This is a genomic window from Nocardioides flavescens (assembly GCF_009823805.1).
GTDB lineage: Bacteria > Actinomycetota > Actinomycetes > Propionibacteriales > Nocardioidaceae > Nocardioides > Nocardioides flavescens.
Genome location: NZ_WUEK01000001.1, coordinates 377880 through 396386, shown reverse-complemented (window position 1 = coordinate 396386; position 18507 = coordinate 377880). Strand labels below are relative to the sequence as shown.

At 73.7% G+C, this 18507-nt stretch carries 18 protein-coding genes and 1 pseudogene; 15 read left to right on the top strand and 4 right to left on the bottom strand.

The genetic code is table 11. The annotated features are described in order from the left end of the window. Nucleotides 1-57: 57 nt before the first annotated feature. Nucleotides 58-996, bottom strand: a complete 939-nt coding sequence (locus tag GRQ65_RS01865; RefSeq protein WP_160874548.1) for a LysR substrate-binding domain-containing protein — start codon at nucleotides 994-996, stop codon at nucleotides 58-60. 59 nt (nucleotides 997-1055) lie between these two features. On the opposite strand from GRQ65_RS01865, the gene GRQ65_RS01860 reads away from it, so the two are divergent. The 7 genes and pseudogenes from GRQ65_RS01860 (at nucleotide 1056) to GRQ65_RS22380 (ending at nucleotide 7892) form a co-directional block, all read left to right on the top strand. Continuing rightward, nucleotides 1056-1988: a LysR family transcriptional regulator gene (locus GRQ65_RS01860; RefSeq protein ID WP_160874546.1), complete on the top strand. Its 933-nt coding sequence runs from the start codon at nucleotides 1056-1058 to the stop codon at nucleotides 1986-1988. A 148-nt stretch (nucleotides 1989-2136) separates the two neighbouring features. After that, nucleotides 2137-3300, top strand: coding sequence for a sugar ABC transporter substrate-binding protein (locus GRQ65_RS01855; protein ID WP_160874544.1), 1164 nt, complete (start codon nucleotides 2137-2139; stop codon nucleotides 3298-3300). A gap of 1 nt (nucleotide 3301) precedes the next feature. Beyond that, a complete protein-coding gene (locus GRQ65_RS01850) occupies nucleotides 3302-4876 on the top strand; it encodes a sugar ABC transporter ATP-binding protein (protein WP_160874542.1) in 1575 nt (524 codons plus the stop codon). Continuing rightward, on the top strand, nucleotides 4873-5964 hold the full coding sequence (locus tag GRQ65_RS01845) for an ABC transporter permease (RefSeq protein ID WP_160874540.1): 1092 nt from the start codon (nucleotides 4873-4875) through the stop codon (nucleotides 5962-5964). The genes GRQ65_RS01850 and GRQ65_RS01845 overlap by 4 nt, the downstream gene beginning before the upstream one ends. 286 nt (nucleotides 5965-6250) lie before the next feature. Then, nucleotides 6251-6682, top strand: a pseudogene (locus GRQ65_RS24255) (hypothetical protein); the annotation flags it as partial. A 263-nt stretch (nucleotides 6683-6945) separates the two neighbouring features. Then, entirely contained in the window at nucleotides 6946-7443 is a 498-nt protein-coding gene (locus tag GRQ65_RS22385; RefSeq protein ID WP_237447520.1) for a hypothetical protein, read from the top strand. After that, nucleotides 7386-7892: a hypothetical protein gene (locus tag GRQ65_RS22380; protein WP_237447519.1), complete on the top strand. Its 507-nt coding sequence runs from the start codon at nucleotides 7386-7388 to the stop codon at nucleotides 7890-7892. Before GRQ65_RS22385 ends, GRQ65_RS22380 begins: the two co-directional genes overlap by 58 nt. 40 nt (nucleotides 7893-7932) lie before the next feature. Here the strand turns inward: GRQ65_RS22380 and GRQ65_RS01835 are convergent, their stop codons facing one another. Further along, nucleotides 7933-9282: an FAD-binding oxidoreductase gene (locus tag GRQ65_RS01835; RefSeq protein WP_160874538.1), complete on the bottom strand. Its 1350-nt coding sequence runs from the start codon at nucleotides 9280-9282 to the stop codon at nucleotides 7933-7935. After that, nucleotides 9282-10442, bottom strand: coding sequence for an FAD-dependent monooxygenase (locus GRQ65_RS01830; RefSeq protein WP_160874536.1), 1161 nt, complete (start codon nucleotides 10440-10442; stop codon nucleotides 9282-9284). The genes GRQ65_RS01835 and GRQ65_RS01830 overlap by 1 nt, the downstream gene beginning before the upstream one ends. A gap of 215 nt (nucleotides 10443-10657) precedes the next feature. Between GRQ65_RS01830 and GRQ65_RS01825 the strand changes: the two genes are divergently transcribed. The 8 genes from GRQ65_RS01825 to GRQ65_RS01790 all read left to right on the top strand — a co-directional run bounded on the left by GRQ65_RS01825 (nucleotide 10658) and on the right by GRQ65_RS01790 (nucleotide 17679). Next, entirely contained in the window at nucleotides 10658-10948 is a 291-nt protein-coding gene (locus tag GRQ65_RS01825) for a putative quinol monooxygenase (protein WP_160874534.1), read from the top strand. Nucleotides 10949-10951: 3 nt separating this feature from the next. Further along, the gene (locus tag GRQ65_RS01820) at nucleotides 10952-11935 is read left to right on the top strand and encodes a fumarylacetoacetate hydrolase family protein (RefSeq protein WP_160874532.1); all 984 of its coding nucleotides are present in this window, start codon (nucleotides 10952-10954) and stop codon (nucleotides 11933-11935) included. Further along, nucleotides 11932-13308, top strand: a complete 1377-nt coding sequence (locus GRQ65_RS01815) for an aldehyde dehydrogenase family protein (RefSeq protein WP_160874530.1) — start codon at nucleotides 11932-11934, stop codon at nucleotides 13306-13308. The genes GRQ65_RS01820 and GRQ65_RS01815 overlap by 4 nt, the downstream gene beginning before the upstream one ends. Next, complete coding sequence (locus GRQ65_RS01810; RefSeq protein WP_337191424.1) at nucleotides 13305-13748, top strand: VOC family protein; 444 nt, start codon at nucleotides 13305-13307, stop codon at nucleotides 13746-13748. The genes GRQ65_RS01815 and GRQ65_RS01810 overlap by 4 nt, the downstream gene beginning before the upstream one ends. Nucleotides 13749-13833: 85 nt before the next feature. After that, nucleotides 13834-14781, top strand: a complete 948-nt coding sequence (locus GRQ65_RS01805; RefSeq protein ID WP_160874528.1) for a VOC family protein — start codon at nucleotides 13834-13836, stop codon at nucleotides 14779-14781. A gap of 4 nt (nucleotides 14782-14785) precedes the next feature. Further along, nucleotides 14786-15574, top strand: a complete 789-nt coding sequence (locus tag GRQ65_RS01800; RefSeq protein WP_160874526.1) for an SDR family oxidoreductase — start codon at nucleotides 14786-14788, stop codon at nucleotides 15572-15574. Then, entirely contained in the window at nucleotides 15571-16443 is an 873-nt protein-coding gene (locus GRQ65_RS01795) for a fumarylacetoacetate hydrolase family protein (RefSeq protein WP_160874524.1), read from the top strand. The genes GRQ65_RS01800 and GRQ65_RS01795 overlap by 4 nt, the downstream gene beginning before the upstream one ends. A gap of 87 nt (nucleotides 16444-16530) precedes the next feature. Continuing rightward, nucleotides 16531-17679 carry an alpha/beta fold hydrolase gene (locus tag GRQ65_RS01790; RefSeq protein ID WP_160874522.1) on the top strand — a complete coding sequence of 383 codons (1149 nt, stop codon included), beginning with the start codon at nucleotides 16531-16533 and terminating at the stop codon, nucleotides 17677-17679. Nucleotides 17680-17698: 19 nt separating this feature from the next. On the opposite strand, the gene GRQ65_RS01785 is transcribed toward GRQ65_RS01790, so the two are convergent. Further along, on the bottom strand, nucleotides 17699-18451 hold the full coding sequence (locus tag GRQ65_RS01785; RefSeq protein ID WP_160874520.1) for an IclR family transcriptional regulator domain-containing protein: 753 nt from the start codon (nucleotides 18449-18451) through the stop codon (nucleotides 17699-17701). Between the last annotated feature and the right edge of the window lie 56 nt (nucleotides 18452-18507).

Sequence of the window (18507 nt, the reverse complement as noted above, 5' to 3'; positions counted from 1 at the left end):
CATCGCGCCCACCGATCACAACCATGCGCGCGGACCGCGACCACGCGGCGGGAGCGCTCAGCCGCGTGCGTCCTCGACGGCGACGGCGACGTCGTGGAGCAGGTGGCGCAGCCAGACCACGGCCGGGTCGCTCTCGCGCCGGGGGTGCCAGTGCGCCGCCTCGGTGATAGTCACCGGGTCGAGCGGGGTCTCCGCGACCGTGAGGTCGAGGGCCGCGCAGCTGCGCTCCGCCAGGCGCGAGGGGACGAACGCGCACATGTCCGTGCCGGCGACGGCGTAGGGCAGCGTCAGCAGGCTGGTGACCTGCACCAGCACCGCGCGGTCCGCCACGCCCTTCGCCTCGAGCTCCACCTCCAGCGGGCGCTTGCGGGCCCCGGCGGCGGCGAAGACGGCCAGGGCGTGCGGCATCTCGCGCAGGTCGGCGAGGGTGAGGCGGCCGTCGCGCAGGCGGGGATGGGCGACGTCGACGATGCAGACGAGCCGGTCGGTGAAGACCGGCTGGCGACGTCCGGGCCAGTCGAACCCGATCGGACCGATGATCAGGTCGCGCCGCATCAGCTGGGCCTCGAACTGCTCGGGCAGGCGCGCGTCGACCGGGTCGAGGGCGACCGAGCAGCTGGGTGCCTCCTCGGCGAGCCGGCGGGTGAGCGGCTCGGCGAGCACGGTCATGGCGTACTCCGACATGCTCACCTTGAACCGCTTGGCGCTGCTGCGCGGGTCGAACTCGCGCTGGTTGCCGAGCAGGGCCTCGGCCGCCTCCACGGCGTCGGCGACGACCGGGCGCAGCTCGGTGGCGAGCGGCGAGAGCTCGAAGCCGCGCCCGACGCGGACGAGCAGCTCGTCGTCGAAGTGCTTGCGCAGCCGCCCGAGCGCACCGCTCATGGCGGGCTGGCTCATCGTCATCCGCTCGCCGGCGTGGGTCAGGTTGCGCTCCTCCAGCAGGGCGTGGAGCGAGAGCAGCAGGTTGGCGTCGACCTCGCGCAGGCGTTCTTTCACAGCGTCCTCACAGCCCTTCGTGGCCCCGTCGTGACGGCTGTCACCCTAGTGTTCCGGCCATGGCTCTGGGAGGCACCGACCTCAACCTGCTGCTGCCCCTCAAGGTGCTGCTCGAGGAGGGCAACGTCACCCGCGCCGGGCTACGCCTCGAGCTCAGCCAGCCCGCGATGAGCGCTGCGCTCGCCCGGCTGCGGCGCCGCTTCGACGACGAGCTGCTCGTGCGGACGGGCCGCGACTACGAGCTCACGCCGTTCGCTCGCGACCTGCTGCCCGAGGTGCAGCGCGCGCTGCGGCTGATGGGCTCGGCGCTGCACCTCGAGGACGAGTTCGACCCCGCCACCGCGCAGCGCGAGTTCCGCCTGGCCATGAGCGACTACGCGATCTCCGTCGTGCACGAGCCGCTGGTCCGGATGGTCGAGGCGCAGGCGCCCGGGGTGCGGCTCGCGATCGACGGCCTGAGTCCGCAGGCCCGGCAGTCCGAGCGGGTCCTGCTGGAGTACGACGCGCTGATCGCGCCACTCGGGTTCGGCTTCCCGGGCCGGTCCCGGCCCCTGTGGCGCGACCGGATGGTCCTGCTCGTCGACCGGCGCAACCGGTGTCTCCGCGACGGCGCGCTGAGCCTGGCCGACCTGGCCGAGCTGCCGCACGCCACCGCCGAGTTCGGGCCCGGTGTGCTGACGCCGGTCGACCGGGTGTTCGGCGAGCTGGGCATCGAGCGCCGGGTGACGCTGCAGGTCTACGGCTTCCTGCCCCTGGCCTTCGTGGTCACCGGCACCGACCTGGTCGCGGTGGTCCCCGAGCGCCTCGCCCGGCTGCAGGCCCGCGGCCACGCGGACCTGACGGTCGTCGAGCCGCCGTTCGACGACGTGGTCCTCGCGGAGGGCTACTGGTTCGCGCCCGACCGGCTCTCCGACCCCGCCCACCGCTGGCTGTTCGGCCGGCTCGACGCGGTGCGCGAGCAGCTGTCGACCGCCTCGGGTCCCGGGAGCTGACCCCGGGCCCGCCCCCGACCGCGCCCGGGGCGTATGCCAGGCATCAGCACCGGCTGCTTCTTCTCGGCAGGGGATCGGGGTCAGGCTCCCCCGTGACTGAGGTCACAGGCCCCGGCGGCCGAGCCGCCGACACACGAAGGAGCTCCAGATGCGCCACACGTCCATGCCGGCCCTGCGGGGGGTGGCCCTCGTCGGGGTCGTCCTCGGCACGATGCTCGCGGCCGGCTGCTCCAGCGGGTCCTCGGAAGCAGGCGACACCGGTGCCGCCGCCGCGACCAGCGACGAGGCCAAGCAGGCCCTCGAGGCGGCGTACGCCGGCGACACGGGGACGCCGCCCACGGTCGCGACCACGCCGAAGTCCGGGGTGAACGCCTGGGTCATCTCGTGCGGCGAGCAGGTGCCGTCGTGCGCGACGCCGACCGCCGGCATCGTCGAGGCCGCCGAGGCGGTCGGCTGGACGGCGAAGGTGTGCGACGGCCAGCTCAACCCCGACGGTTGGGCGACCTGCGTCGACCAGGCGACGACCGCGGGCGCCGACGTCGTGTTCCCGGTCGGCATCGACTGCGCCAGCATCCAGGAGCCCTTCACGCAGGCCAAGGCGGCCGGTGTCGCCATCGTCGGTGCCGGCGGCGCGGACTGCGCGGCGACCGGTGGTGAGTCGGTCTTCGACTCCGAGCGGCTCCAGCTGCCCGACACCACGATCGAGGAGTACTGGAAGAAGGCCGGCGCGACCGTCGCGGACTACCTCATCGGCAGCACCGACGCCAAGGCCAAGGTCATCGAGTACAAGTTCACCTCGCCGCTGTGGGGACCGTGGCTGAGCGAGGGCTTCGAGACCCAGCTCGCCACCTGTGGCGACTGCGAGATCGTCGGCAGCGTCGACATCTCCAACGACGACTTCGCCGGCACGGCGGCGGTCGACAAGTTCGCGGCCGGCCTGCAGAAGTACCCGGACGCCAACGCGGTCTACGTGCCCGTCGGGGGCTGGATGCCGACCGGCTTCGGTGCGGCCGTCAAGGCCTCGGGTCGCGACCAGGACCTCGTGGTGGCCTCCGGGTTCGGTGACGCCGCGGCGATGGACCTCATCCGCGACGACGGGGGACTCGACGCCGCGCTCGGGTACGCCACCGAGTGGGGCTCCTACGGCTCCGTCGACACCGCCATCCGGGTCCTGAACGGCGAGGAGCCGCAGGTCGAGGGCGACGGCTTCCAGGTCGTCGACGCCGACCACAACATGCCGGCCTCGGGCGACTACGTCGGCGGTGACGTGGACTTCAAGGCTGAGTACCTGAAGCTGTGGGGCGTCAGCTGAGATGACGCTCGCTCCCGACCTGCCCACCGCACCGGTCGCCGGTGACGAGGCGCTGGCCATCCACGGCCTCACCAAGAGGTTCGGCGCCACCACGGCGCTCGACAGGGCCTCGCTCGTCGTCCGGCCCGGCACCGTGCACGCCCTCCTGGGCGGCAACGGCTCCGGCAAGAGCACGACGATCAAGGTGCTGGCCGGGGTCCACCAGGCCGACGCCGGCCGCCTCGCGGTGGGCGGTCGGGAGCACGACCTCGCGACGTTCTCGGCCGCGGACGCCCGCGCCGCCGGGCTCCGCTTCGTCCACCAGGACCTGGGGTTGTTCTCCGGGCTCTCGGTCGCCGAGAACGTCGCGCTCGACGCCGGCTACCCGGTGCAGGCCCGCAGCCGGGTGCAGTGGCGCGAGCTGCACCGCCGGGTGGGCCGGCTGCTGCACGAGCACGAGCTGGACGTCGACCCGCGCACGCCGATCGACGAGCTGCGACCCGCCGAGCGGACCATGGTCGCGATCGCGCGAGCCCTCCAGGACGCCGGCCCCGACAGCCGGGAGCGGCTGGTCCTGGTGCTCGACGAGCCCACGGCCTCCCTGGCCCAGCACGAGTCGGCCGAGCTGCTGGACCGGGTCCGGCGCCTCGCCGACACCGGGCAGACGGTGGTGATGGTCAGCCACCGCATGAGCGAGGTGCTCTCGGTCGCCGACGACTTCACCGTCTTCCTCGACGGCCGCACCGTCGCCACCCTCACCGACGCCTCGCCCACGGAGGACGAGCTCGTCGAGCTGATGGCCGGACGAGCGGTCGAGGCGCTGCGCCCGGTCGACTCGTCCAGCGCGACCGAGACGCTGCGCCTGCGGACCGAGGCGCTCGCGGGCGGGCCGTTGCGCGGTGTCGACCTGGCGCTCCACGCCGGCGAGATCGTGGGCGTGGCCGGCCTGGTCGGCTCTGGACGCAGCTCGCTGCTGCGGATGCTCTTCGGCGACCTCCCGAGCACGAGCGGGACCGCGCACCTGGACGGCTCGGCCTACGCGCCGACCTCGGTGGCGGACGCCATGGCCCGCGGGGTGGCGCTGGTGCCCGAGGACCGCGGCCGCGAGGCGGCGTTCGCCCCGCTCAGCGTCGCCGACAACCTCTCCGTCACCCGCCTGCGCCGCTTCTGGGGCTGGCGCGGCATGGACCGGCGGGCGGAGTACGCCGAGGCCCGGCGGCTCATCGCCGACTTCAAGGTCAAGGTGGGCGGCCCCGAGGCGGGGTTCACCTCGATGTCGGGCGGCAACCAGCAGAAGGTCGTGCTGGCCCGGTGGCTGCAGCGCGACCCCACCCTGCTGCTGCTGGACGAACCGACCCAGGGCGTCGACGTGATGTCGCGCGTCGACATCTACCGCACCGTGCGCGAGGCCGCGCGGCGCGGCTCCGCCGTGCTCGTCGCCTCGTCCGACGCCAGCGAGCTGCTGGCCCTGTGCGACCGGATCCTCATCCTTCGCGAGGGGCGCGTGGACGAGGACCTGACCGCCGAGTCCCTGCACCCCGACGACCTGACCCGCAAGCTGCTGCGCGCGACGAGCGTGCGCGAGGAGGACCGATGAACCAGACCGAGCAACCGCGCCTCGCGACCGGACCGCTCCCGACGGCGGAGGCGGCGGCCGGTGCCGACCCGACGGCCCCGACCGCCTCCGCCGCGCCCCCCGCCCCCGGGCGGACGCGGCCGTCCTCGCTGTCGGCGCTCGGCCTCGCCGAGCGCTACGCCCTCCTCGCGCTGCTGGTCGTGATCTGCGTGGGGTTCACCGTGATCCCGACGAGCGGCGAGGTCTTCTCCTCGCTCAACAACGTCAACTCCGTCCTGCGGGGACAGACCGCGGTGGCGCTCATCGCGCTCGCAGCGGTCTTCCCGCTGGTGACCGGGCACATCGACTTCTCGCTCGGTGCCACCACGGCGTCGTCGATGGTCCTCTCGGCCGGGCTCATGTCGGACCACGGCACGCCACTCGTGGTCTGCGCCCTGGCCTCGGTCGCGCTCGGTGCCCTGATCGGGCTCTTCAACGGGGTGATGGTGACCCGGTTCCGGCTCGACCCGTTCGTCACGACCCTGGGCGTCGCGACCCTGCTCGGCGGCCTCATCCAGTGGTACACCGGCGGCCAGACGATCTTCCGCGGGATCTCCTCGACCCTCACCGACTACAGCTACTCGAAGGTCGCGGGGCTCCCGCAGGTCACGGCGATCGTCGCCGTCATCGCCGTCGTCGCGTGGTACCTCCTCGCCCACACCCCCTTCGGGCGTTCGCTCTACGCCATCGGCGCCAACCAGGAGTCGGCCCGCCTGGTCGGGCTGCCGGTGCGTCGCAACGTGATGCTGAGCTTCGTCATCGCCGGCACCATCGCCGGCGCGGCGGGGCTGCTCAGGCTCGCGGTGCAGGGCAGTGCGACCTCGGACTCGGGCACGTCGCTGCTGTTCCCTGCCCTCGCGGCGGTCTTCCTCGGGGCCACGGCGATCCGGCCTGGCTTCTTCAACGTCGCCGGCACCGTGATCGGGGTCCTGTTCGTGTCGTTCTCGGTCAACGGGCTGACGCTGTCGGGGGTGGACTCGGCCGTGCAGTACGTCTTCAACGGCGTGGCGCTGCTCGCGGCGGTCGGGCTGTCGACCTACCTCGGCCTGCGCCGGCGCTCCCGGGGCTAGGTCCGGGTGGACGAGCAGACGCCGTCGACGCTGGTGCTCGACGACCGGGCGGTCCGCGAGGTCTTCGACTTGGCGCCGGCCGTCGCGGCCCTGCGGGCCGCCTACGCCGCCGAGGTCGAGGACGTGCGCTTCCCGGCCCGCCGGATGGCCCGGGGCGACCACGGCTGGCTGCGCACCCTGAGCGGCGTGCCCGGCGCCTCGCCCCTGATGGGGCTCGAGGTGATCGCCGCGTCATCGTCCCACGGTCGCGTGTCCTACCTGGTGCCGCTGTTCGACCAGCGCAGCGCTGGTCGCCCTCCTCGACGGACACTCCGTCACCGGCTACCGGACGGCGGCCACCTCGGCGCTGGCGGTCGGCGGGCTCGCCGCCCGGGGACCGCTCGACGTCGCGGTGATCGGCTCGGGGTTCGAGGCGCGCCACCACCTGCGCGCGCTCGCCGTGGTGCGCTCGCTGCGACGGGTGCGGGTCTTCAGCCCCCGGGCCACCAGCCGCGCGGCGTACGCCGACGCGCTCGCCGACGTCGCGGAGGTCGAGCCGGCGGAGTCGGCCGAGTCGGCCGTCGCCGCGGCGAGCGTCGTCATCTGCGCAGCACGCTCGCGCGACGAGAGCCCGACCCTGCTCGGGGCGTGGCTCGCTCCCGGGGCCACCGTCGTGTCGGTCGGCTCCACCCTCCCCGAGCAGCGCGAGGTCGACGTGACGGTGCTCGAGCGGGCCGGCCTGCTGGTCGCCGACGTCGTCGAGGAGGTGCTGGAGGAGACCGGCGACCTGCTCGTCGCCCGCGCCGCCGGTGTCGACGTGCGCGCGGACCGTGGCGCTGGCCGACGTGGTCGCCGGCCGCCACGCCGGGCGCACCTGCACGGCCGAGCCGACGGACTCGTACACGACGACCTGCTTGGGGGTCGAGCTCGACCTCGGCCTGCGGCCCGTGGCCACGCGAGCGCACCGCACCCGGTCCCACCGTCGCGAGAGGAAGAGCAGACGTGCCCGCCTACACCCGTGGCGAGGCCCGAGAGTGGGCGCGCGAGCGCCTCGTCGGCGCCGTCGACTGCACCATCCCGTCGTTCTCGAACGACCTGCGCACGCTCAACGAGCGCGCCATCCGCCACGACGTCCGCCTGGCCCGTGAGCACGGCTTCCTCGGGACGCTCACGGTCTCGGAGGTCGCCATCGACCTGGAGGAGTACCTCGAGTTCATGCGCATCGCACGCGACGAGGCGGGCGACGACCTCGTCATCGTCCACCACGCGAGCTGGAGCGACCTCGAGCAGAACCTCGGGGCGGTCCGCGGCGCCGAGGACGCCGGTGCCGAGCTGGTGCTGCTGTCCTGCCCGCCATCTTCTACCCCGAGACCCAGCAGGAGGTCTACGACGACACCCGCGCGGTGTGCGACGCGACCGACCTGGCGGTCATCCTGTTCCCGATGTTCCTGTGGGGCTTCGGCTCGCGCATCCACCCCTCCGACCTCCCGGTGCGCCTGATCCGACGCCTCCTCGACGACTGCCCGAACATCGCGGTGATCAGGGCCGAGGGCGGCTTCCCCAGCATCATGAGCATCGTCGAGTGCCACCGCCACTTCGGTGAGGAGGCCGTCATCTCGTGCCCGATCGGTCCGGTGATCCCGCGGGTCATGCGGCTGCTGCGGGAGGGACGCTTCGACGAGGTGACGCAGACGTACTGGCAGCTGCACCCGGCCCGCAAGGTCACGCAGGGGCTCGCCGCGCAGCTCCACGGGGGAGCGTTCATCAACCGTCAGGCCTGGAAGTTCCAGGGCTGGCTCCAGGGCTACAACGGCGGTCCGCTGCGCCAGCCCACCCAGCGGATCCACGACGCGCAGATGCACGCGCTCCGCAAGGGGCTCGTCGACGCCGGTCTGGAGCCGAGCACGGACCCGCTGCGCGACTTCCTCGTCGGCCGTTACCCGGGGTAGGGCGCGTGGACTCGGTCCACGCGCGCTGTGACCGCTCCGGTCAGTCCCAGTGGTTGCGGTTCGTGGCGCCGTCGGGGCCGGCGAGGTAGCCGACGAACAGGCCGTCGGGGTCCCGCGCGGCGCGGACCCGCTGCAAGCGGGCCCACGCCTCGTCGGACATGAAGCGGACCTGGCGGTGCGCCAGGTCGCTGTCGCCGAGGTACTGCCCGAGGGTCACCGGCTCCAGCGACGCCATCACGTCGTCGAGCCAGCGGCGGTGGTGGCCGTCGCCGCCCGCCTCGGGCCAGCAGACGTAGGCGGCGAGGTAGATCTCCGACTGCAGCGAGAAGGCCATGTCCGGCAGCGCGCGCAGCGGCGCCATCGAGAACCAGATCGTGAACGCCTGCGGCCCGGGGAGCGTCGTGAACGCCGGTCGTATGGCCGCCACGACGTCGGCGGCGGAGCCGGAGAGCCAGGCGTTGTCGACGACCCAGCGGTGGCCCTCGGGGTTGTCGTGCAGCTGGCGCGACCGCTGCTCCTCGGCGGTGGTCGGCTCCGCGTCGATCACGAACACCGCCCGGTCGAGGGCCGGGTTGGACCGGAACGGCGCCAGGGCGTCGTCGGCCTCGGCCGGGGTGTCGACCAGCGCGAGGGCGGTGACCAGCAGCACCGGCTCCGGGGAGATCGCCGCGTCGGTCTTGGTCAGCGCGACGATCTCGACGGTGTCGGCGACGTCCTGGTGGGTGTCGTGCAGCCAGGTCATCACCTCGTCGAAGTCCCGCAGCCCGAAGCACTGCACGGTCTGGGCCAGGTGGCGCGGCGCGGGCATCGTGCGCAGGTGGAAGCGGGTCACGACGCCCGGGAAGCCCGGGCCCGCCCCGCGCGCGGCCCAGAACAGGTCGCTGTGGTGCTCGGCGTCGGCGTGCACCAGCTCGCCCTCGGCAGTGACGACGTCGACCGCCTCGACGTGCTCGGCCGCCCACCCCCAGCCGCGGGCGTTCCAGCCCTGCCCGCCCTGGAGCAGGAAGCCGCCGATGCCCACGGTGGGGCAGTGGCCGCCGGGGAAGAACCGACCGCGCTCGGCGAGGAACGGCGCCAGCTCGGCGCCGCCCTGGGTGGCGGGGGAGGCGCGCACGATCCCCGTCGTCTCGTCGTAGGCGAGCTCATGGAGCCCGCCGAGATCGATGACCAGGGCGTCGTCGCGCACGGACCACTGGGCCCACGAGTGCCCGCCCGAGCGGACCGCGACCTGCCAGCCTCGGGCCCGGGCGAGCCGCACGGCGTCGACCACCTCGGCCTCCGAGGTGGGCCGTACGACGGCCGCCGGCTGCCGGTCGGTGAGCCGGCGGTTGAAGACGCGGTCGACGCGGGCGTCCTCGAACCCCTCGCTGCCGCGCTCGACCAGGTCCATCAGGCGGGCTCGACCAGGGCGTGCAGGGTCTCGGCCATGATCCGGCCGGGGTCGGCGCCGGGGGTGTCGGGGTGCATCTCCCACTCGGCGAGCTGGAGGCTGTTGCCCAGCACGAGCTCCACGCGCGGACGCCGCCGGTCGACGTACGCCGGCAGGACGGCCTCGACGGGCTCGCCGGCGGTCAGCATCTCGGCGAGCACGACGGCGTCCTCGGCGCACATGGCGGCGCCCTGGGCGATCAGCGGCGGGCAGGCGTGGGCGGCGTCGCCGATCACGATCGTGCGCCCGCGGAACCACGCCTCGTCGACCTGCACGGACTCGATCCACTGGTAGTTGACCAGCGCGTCGTCGGCGAGGCTGTCGCGCATCTCGCCCCACGCGCCGCCGTAGCCGGCGCCGCGCTGCTTCAGCTCGGCGCCGCGGGGGCCCTCACCGACGGCGGAGCGCTCGAGGTTCTCCTCGATGAGGAAGGCGTAGCAGAGGTCCTCGGAGATCGGGGTGTAGCCGGCCTTGTACTTCGGGCCGCCGTAGTAGAGCTCTGAGCAGTCCGCCTCCGGCGGGCGCTTGGCCACGGTGCGCCAGATGCCCATGCCGACCGGTCGGGGTTGCACGTCGATGCCGATCATCGCGCGCACCGAGGAGCGGATGCCGTCGGCCCCGACCAGCAGGTCGACCGTCTCCGTGGTCCCGTCCGACAGGGTGGCGACGACGTGGTCGCCCCGGTCGTCGATCTCGGTGACCGTGGTCCGCAGGCGCACGTCGACCCCGGCGGCGACGACCTCCTCGGCGAGCAGGTCGGCCAGGTCGCCGCGGACCGCACCCATGGTGCCGGGCAGGTCCGGGCCACCCATGGGCGGCGTGGGGATCTCGGCGATGAGGTGCCCGTCCGCCGTGCGCAGCCGCACGTGGTCGAAGGCGTAGCCGCGCTCGGCGAGCCGGTCGTAGATGCCGACGGAGCGGAACGCCTTGAGCGCGTTGCCCTGCAGCGTGATCCCGTGACCCACCCCGCCGAGCTCGCTGCGCAGGTCGACGAGGACGACCTCGACGCCGCGCTGGGCCAGGGCGAGGCCGAGCACCCCTCCGGTGATGCCGCCGCCGACGACGAGCACCCGGGAGACCCCGGTTCGAGTCGGCTCCGGTGCGGTCTGGGACGTGGTCATGGGTCGCTCCTCGGTGCTCCGTGCTGCGGGTCTGGCCCGGGTCTGGCTGCAGGTCTGGCTGTGCAGTCGGTCACAGCAAACCGCCGTCGACCCCGGCCGGGAACCCCCAGGCGCGTGATGCCAGGCATCGGCTCGCGCTGGTTCCCGGGCCGCGGACGCCGACCTAGCGTGAGGCCGCCGCACCCCCATCGAGAACGAGAACGAGGAGCCACGCCATGGCCTACGTCGTCAGCGCCACCTGGACCGCCCAGCCGGGTCAGGAGGACGTCGTCCGCGACGCGATCGAGAAGCTCACCCCCGCGTCCCGCGAGGAGCCGGGCAACCGCTTCTACCAGGCCTACCAGGACCCGGCCGAGCCCGGCGTCTTCCGGCTCTTCGAGGTCTACGACGACGAGGCGGCCTACGCCGCGCACGGCGCGTCCGAGCACTTCCGCCAGTACGCCCTCGAGCAGGCGATCCCCGTCCTCACCGACCGGGCCCGGGCGTTCTACGAGACGCTCGGCTGAGCCGTGAGACTCGCCGCCTTCCGACGTCCGCACGAGGCCGCGGGGACCCGGCGCACCGGTCTCGTGCTCGGTGACGGCGCGGCGTGGTTCGTCCACCCCTTCCCCGACGGCGTCGACCTGCTCGAGCTGCTCGCCGCGGAGCCGGGCGAGCGCGAGGCGCTGGCCGACGCCGCCGCCCGCGAGGACGGTCTGCCGCCGGCCGAGGTCGTGCTCCTGCCGCCGGTCTACCCCGTGGCGATGCGCGACTTCCTGACCTTCGAGGCCCACGTCGACGGGATGGAGCGCGGTCACGGCAACCCCGGCCCGCCCCCGGAGTGGTACGACGCGCCCGTCTTCCTCTTCATGGCCCCGCACGCCGTCACCGGCCCCTTCGACCCCGTCGAGATGGCGCCGGACACCGAGCGCTTCGACTTCGAGCTCGAGCTCGCCGCGGTGGTCTGCCGCGACGTGCGCAACGTGACGCCGACCGAGGCGCGCGCGGCGATCGGCGGCTACGTGGTGATGAACGACTGGTCGGCCCGCGACGTGCAGGGCCGGGAGATGCGGCTCAAGCTGGGGCCCTCCAAGGGCAAGGACTTCGCGACCACCATCGGGCCGTGGGTCGTGACCGCCGACGAGCTGGACGGCTGCCGCGACGCCGACGGCGTGCTCGACCTCGCGATGAGCGTGCGCGTCAACGGCGTCGAGGTCGGGCAGGACCGCTCCGGTCACATGGGCTGGTCCTTCGAGCAGCTCGTCTCCCACGCCTCGCGCGCCTCGTGGGTCAAGGCGGGGGAGGTGCTCGCCTCGGGGACCTGCTCGGGCGGGTCGCTGGCCGAGGCGTGGGGACGCAGCGGCACGCTGAGCCCGCGACCGCTCCAGGTGGGCGACGTCGTCGAGATGACCATCGAGCGGCTCGGCACGATCCGCAACGAGGTGGTGCCGACCGGCGCCACGGTGGCCCCGGTCGCCCCGGCCCGCTCGACCCGCCTGGAGGTGCCCGCGTGAGCCATGTCGTCACCCGCAACCCGGCCACCGGCGAGGTGCTCGCGCACTACCCGGCCCACGACGCCGCCGGCGTCGAGGCCGCCCTCGCCGCGACGTACGCCGCCTCGCTCACCTGGCGCGACACGTCCCTGCCCGATCGGCTCGCGCTCGTGGGCCGCATCGGCGGGCTGCTCCGCGAGCGCCGCGAGCGCTATGCGGCACTGATCACCGCGGAGATGGGCAAACCGGTCGCCGAGGCGCTCGCCGAGGTCGACAAGTGCGCGCTCAACTGCGAGGTCGTCGCCGAGCTGGCTCCCGCGTGGCTCGCGGACCACCCGGTGGACTCGGCCGCCAGCCGCTCGTGGCTGAGCTACGAGCCGCTCGGTGTGGTCTTCGCCGTGATGCCCTGGAACTACCCGTTCTGGCAGGTGCTGCGGTTCGCCTGCGCGGCCCTCGCGGCGGGCGACGCCGCGCTGCTCAAGCACAGTCCCGACGTCACCGGCTCGGCGCTGGCCCTCGAGCAGCTCGTCGCGGACGCCGGGGCGCCTCCCGGCCTGCTCCGCTCGATCGTGGTGGCCGCCGACGACGTCGCGGAGGTGTCGCGCCGCATCCTCGCCGACGACCGGGTCGCCGCCGTGACCCTGACCGGCAGCGAGCGGGCCGGAGCCGCGGTGGCGGCCGCGGCCGGCGCCGCGATCAAGAAGTCGGTGCTCGAGCTGGGCGGCTCCGACCCGTTCGTCGTCCTCGCCGACGCGGACGTCGCCCAGGCCGCCGCGACCGCCGTGAAGGCCCGCTTCGTCAACGCCGGGCAGAGCTGCGTGTGCGCGAAGCGCTTCATCGTGCACACCGATGTCGCCGAGGAGTTCCTCGAGCGGTTCGTCGCCGGGGTGGCCGCGCTGCAGGTCGGCGATCCGACCGACCCCGCCACGACGATCGGTCCGATGGCCCGCGTCGACCTGCGCGACGCGCTGGTGGCCCAGGTCGAGCGCAGCGTCGCCCAGGGGGCGCGCCTCGTGACCGGCGGGCGGGCGATCGAGGCCGCCGGCGCGTGGATCGAGCCCACCGTGCTCGACGGGGTCGAGCCCGGCATGACGGCGTTCGTCGAGGAGACCTTCGGCCCCGTCGCGGCCGTCGTGCGCGCCCGCGACGACGACCACGCGGTCGAGCTCGCCAACGACACGACCTTCGGGCTGGGCGCCTCGGTCTGGGGTGCCACCGAGCACGCGCTCGCGGTGGGTCGCCGGATCCGCTCGGGGGCGCTCTTCGTCAACGCGATGGTCGCCTCCGATCCGCGGCTGCCGTTCGGCGGGACCGGACGCAGCGGCTACGGCCGCGAGCTGTCGGCCGAGGGCGTGCGCGAGTTCACCAACGTGCGCACGGTGGTCGTCGCGTGAGGCTCGACCACATCGGCCTCAACGTCACGGACCTGTCGGCCATGACCCGCTGGTACGCCGCCGCCCTCGACCTGGTCGTCGAGTTCGAGTTCGCGATCGAGGCGGTCGGACTGACCGGGGTGATGTTGCGCTCCGCTGACGACTCGGCGGACGCCTCGGCCGACGACCCTGCCGATGTCTACCGGATCGAGCTGCTCCACCGCCCGGACGCCGTCGCGGGCATCCAGGCGAGCAGCCCCGTCGACGCCGCGCTCACGCTCGGCTTCAGCCACCTCGCGCTCGACGTGCCCGACGTCGACGCGGTGCACGCCGCGCTGCTCGGCGCCGGCGCGAGCGACCGGATGTCGCCGCGCCCCTCGCCCGAGCCCGGCGTCCGGGTCGCCTTCGTGGCCGATCCCGAGGGCAACCTGATCGAGCTGCTGGACCGGACCCGGACCTGATGCCTGGCATCACCTGCGGCTGGTTCCGCGCAGGTGACGCCGGTCATAGCGTCGAGGCACCGAGATGGAGACGGAGACGGAGACCATGAGCCACCTGAACGAGCACGGCATCACCCACCTGCGCCACGTCGACCTGGCGGTGCCCGACTACGACGTGCAGCGCCGCTTCTACACCGAGACCTGGGGCCTCACCGAGGTCGGCACGGACGGTCGGCTGTCCTACCTCGCCGCCGAGGGCTCGCCCGAGCAGTACGTCATCCGCCTGCGCGGCGGCGACGACAAGCGGCTCGACCTCATCGCCTTCGGCGCCGACAGCCCCGCGTCCGTCGACGCGCTGGCCGCCCGACTGGGCAGCCAGGGGGTGCAGCTGATCAGCGACCCCGCGGCCCTGCAGACCGCGGGCGGCGGATACGGCTTCCGCTTCTTCGACATCGACGGGCGCACCATCGAGATCTCCTCGGACGTGGAGACCCGGCAGCACCGGGCCGTCGAGGAGGGCGAGGCGATCCCGGTGCGCATCTCGCACGCGGTGATGAACAGCGACGACCCCAACCGCACCCGCGACTTCTACGCGCGCGTGCTGGGCTTCAAGCTCTCCGACACGCTCTGGGGCGAGCACATGGGCGAGATGATGCACTTCATGCGGTGCAACGACTGGCACCACAGCCTGGCCATCGCCCGCGGTCCGCACACCTCGGTGCACCACGTCTCCTTCGAGATGCGCGGCCTCGACGAGTACATGCGCGGCACCGGCCGGGTCGTGCGGGCCGGGATCAAGAAGATCTGGGGGCCGGGCCGGCACAACGCCGGCAACAACACCTTCTCCTACTTCCTCGACCCCAGCGGCAACACGATGGAGTACACCACCGAGCTCGAGAAGATCGAGACCGACCAGTGGCACCCGTCGGTCTACGACATCGCCGACCCGATGACCCAGGACGTCTGGGGCACCGCGGACCCGATGTCGGAGCTCATCGCCCGCGACTCGTTCAACGACCCCGACAAGGGCGTCTTCGTCGCTCCGCCGGTCTGAGCCGGTGACTGCTGGAGACGGGCGGCTGGAGGGCAAGGTCGTCGTCCTCACCGGTGCCGCGCGGGGGCAGGGGGCCGCGGAGGCGTCGGCGCTGCTGAGCGCGGGCGCCACCGTGGTCGCGACCGACGTCCTCGACTTCGAGACGGCGGACCCGCAGGCCCAGGGGTGGGACGCCGGCCGGCTGGTCCGGCGCCACCTCGACGTGACCGACGCCGACGGCTGGGCCGGGCTCGCCGCCTGGCTGGCCGAGACGCACGGCCGCGTCGACGCCCTGGTCAACAACGCCGGTGTCGCCGCCCGCGAGCGGCTGCCGCACGTCACCCTCGACGCCTGGCGGCGCACCTTCGACGTCAACGTCACCGGACCGATGCTGGGCATCCAGGCCCTCGTGCCGCTGATGGCGCCGGGCTCCTCAATCGTCAACATCTGCTCCGTCGCCGCCGTCAGCGGTCACGCCGCCGCCGCCTACACCGCCTCGAAGTGGGCGCTGCGCGGTCTGACCCGGTCGGCGTCGCTCGAGCTCGGAGCACGCGGCATCCGCGTCAACGCCGTCATGCCGGGGCTCGTCGACACGCCGCTGATGGCGTCGGCCTCACCGGCGTTCGTCGACGCTGCGCTCGCCGAGATCCCGCTCGGGCGGATCGGCACCCCGGCCGACATCGCACCCGCCGTGGTGTTCCTGTGCTCCGACGACTCGGCGTACTTCAACGGCGCGGAGCTGGTCATCGACGGCGGCCTCACCGCGCACGTGTCGCACAAGCGGATAGCCGACGACACCCGGCCGCCGGCGTGAGGTTCGCGAGCCTGCGCCAGGGCCCCGCGGTGCTCGGTGACGGGGGTGCGCACCTGCTGCCCGAACCCGTGGCCGACCTGGTCGCGGGTGGGCTCGACCGGGCGCTCGAGATCGGCGCGACGGCGCTCGCGGGCCCGACGGTGGCGTGGACACCCGCCGACCTTCGGCTGCCGTACCGGCCGCCCTCGCTGCGCGACTTCGTGACCTTCGAGTCCCACGTCGAGGGCGTCCGCCGCTCGATCGACCACGCGGTCGGCGTGCCCGAGGCGTGGTACGACGCGCCGCAGTTCTACTTCACCAACCCGCACGCGCTCTACGGGCCGGGCGAGCCCGTCCCGCGGCCGGTCGGCTGCCGCGCGCTCGACTTCGAGATGGAGGTCGCCTGCGTGGTCGGCCGCACGCTGCGCTCGGCCACGCTCGACGAGGCCGAGGGGGCGGTCTTCGGCTACACCGTGCTCAACGACTGGTCGGCGCGCGACATCCAGTCGCGCGAGATGCAGGTCGGGCTCGGGCCCGCGAAGGGCAAGGACTTCGCGACGTCGTTCGGCCCCTGGATCACGACCGCCGACGAGCTCGACACGCTCGACCTCGAGTGCCGGGCCTTCGTCAACGGCGAGCTCGTCGGCCACGACCGCCTCGGCCGCATGCACTTCGGCTTCCCCGAGATGGTCGCCTACGCCTCGCGCGACTCGGTCGTCCTCGCCGGCGACCTGCTCGCCTCCGGCACCACCGGGGGCGGCGGGTGTCTCGCCGAGCTCTGGGGACGGCGCGGGGAGCAGAGCCCGCCGCCGCTGGAGCCCGGCGACGTCGTGCGGCTCGAGGTCGAGCGGCTCGGGGTGCTCGAGGCAAGCGTGCGCCGCGACGGCTGACGGGTCAGCGGCTCATCGCCGGCGCCGATGGTCACCATCACGGCTGTGCGCTTCCGCGCCCGGGTGACGGGCGGCACAGTCGCTGTCGTGTTCGAGTACTTCACCGGCCCCAAGTACGTCTGGAACCTCGGCGTCTGCGCCACCCTCAACAACGGCGGCGCGATCGACGAGGTGGACCGGGCGTGCCGTCCGGCCCGTGACGCCCCCGACGTCGACTCGGGCAGCCGGGTCTTCATGGAGTCGTGGAAGGCGGTGGCCGACCAGCTCGCCGACCAGGCCCGCGCCTCCGAGGCCGCCGGCCACCTGCGCACGGCCGGCCAGCAGTGGTACCGCTCCGGGCTCTACGTGTGCCAGGCCGAGCGGATGCTGAGCAACACCGACCCGGGCCGCCGCGCGTTCTACCAGCAGGCCCTCGACGCCTTCGCCAAGGTCTTCGAGCTCGCCGACCCCGCCACCGGCCGGGTCGAGGTGCCGTTCGAGGGCACCACGCTGCCGGCGTACTTCTCCGACGCGAGCGTCGACGGAGCCCCGGCCCCCTGCGTGGTCATGTGGAACGGGCTCGACTCGACCAAGGAGCACATGTACACCTCGGGCTGGCCGCAGGAGATGCGCGCCCGCGGCGTCTCGGTGCTGATGGTCGACTGCCCGGGCTCGGGGGAGGCGCTGCGGTTCCAGGGACTCACCGCCCGCATCGAGACCGAGGGCTGGGCCACGGCGTGCGTCGACTACCTCGAGTCGCGCGGCGACGTCGACCCCGACCGGATCGGTCTGGCCGCCTGGTCCCTCGGTGGCTACTACGCGCCCCGCGCCGCGGCGTTCGAGAAGCGGCTGGCCTTCGTCGCGGTGTGGGGTGCCAACCACGACTGGGGCGAGGTGCAGCGCCGGCGGCTCCAGCGCGAGGGTGAGAACCCGGTGCCGCACTACTGGGAGCACGTGCTGTGGGTGTGGGGCTTCGACGACGTCGAGGCGTTCGTCGACCACGCGGCGGGGGTCAACCTCGACGGCGTCGTCGAGCAGATCACCGTGCCGTTCCTCATCGCCCACGGCGAGGGGGACCGGCAGATCCCGGTCGCGTACGCCCACCGCTCCTACGAGCAGGCGGTCAACAGCCCGCGCCGGGAGCTGCGGGTCTTCACTGCCGACGAGGGCGCGACCGAGCACGTCGGCCTCGACCACATGCCCCACGTCAACGCCTTCGTCGCCGACTGGGTCGAGGACGTGCTCGCCGGACGCTGAGGCGAGGCGTCGCGGCGGGTCAGCGCCGCAGCTCGCGCTCGATGCCGGCGGCGGCCACCTCGAGCGCCGCGACGAGCCGCGGCCGGTCGCGCCGCAGCGAGGCGACGACCGCCCCGAGCGCCGCGACCACGCGAGCGTCGGGGCGGCGCACCGGCACCGCCACCGAGCACGCCCCCAGGGTCATCTCCTCCTGGGTGGTCGCCCACCCGTCGCGACGCACCCGCGCGAGCTGGGCGGACAGCACGCGCGGCGCGGTCACGGTGAACGCCGTCACGCGGGGCAGCTCGCTCTCGAGCACCCGGCCGAGCACCTCCTCCGGCGCGTGGGCGAGCAGCACCTTGCCGACCCCGGTGGCGTGCAGCGGCAGCCGCGTGCCGACCCGGCTCACCACCGGCACGGAGGCCCGTCCCGAGAGGCGGTCGAGGTAGAGCACCCGGTCGCCGTCGCGCTGCGCCAGGTGCACGGTCGCGCCGGTGGCGGCCTGCAGGTCCTGGAGGTACGGCGCGGCCAGCTCGCGCAGCCCCGTCTGCACCGGTGCGAGGAGGCCGAGGTCCCACAGACCCCGCCCCACGACGTACGTCGCGTCGGGGCGTCGTTCGAGCAGCCCGCCCGCGACCAGGCGCCGCACGATGCGCAGCGCGGTCGGCGGGGTGAGGCCGCTGCGGGCGGCGACGTCGGCGAGCCGCAGCCTGCGGTGCCGGTCGTCGAAGGCGCGCAGGACGGCCACGGTGCGGTCCACCAGCGACGCCCCCGGGTCCGACCCCCCTGCCACTCGGGCACGCTACCGCGGATCGCGGCGGATGTTCCACTGAGTGACATCGTGGCCTC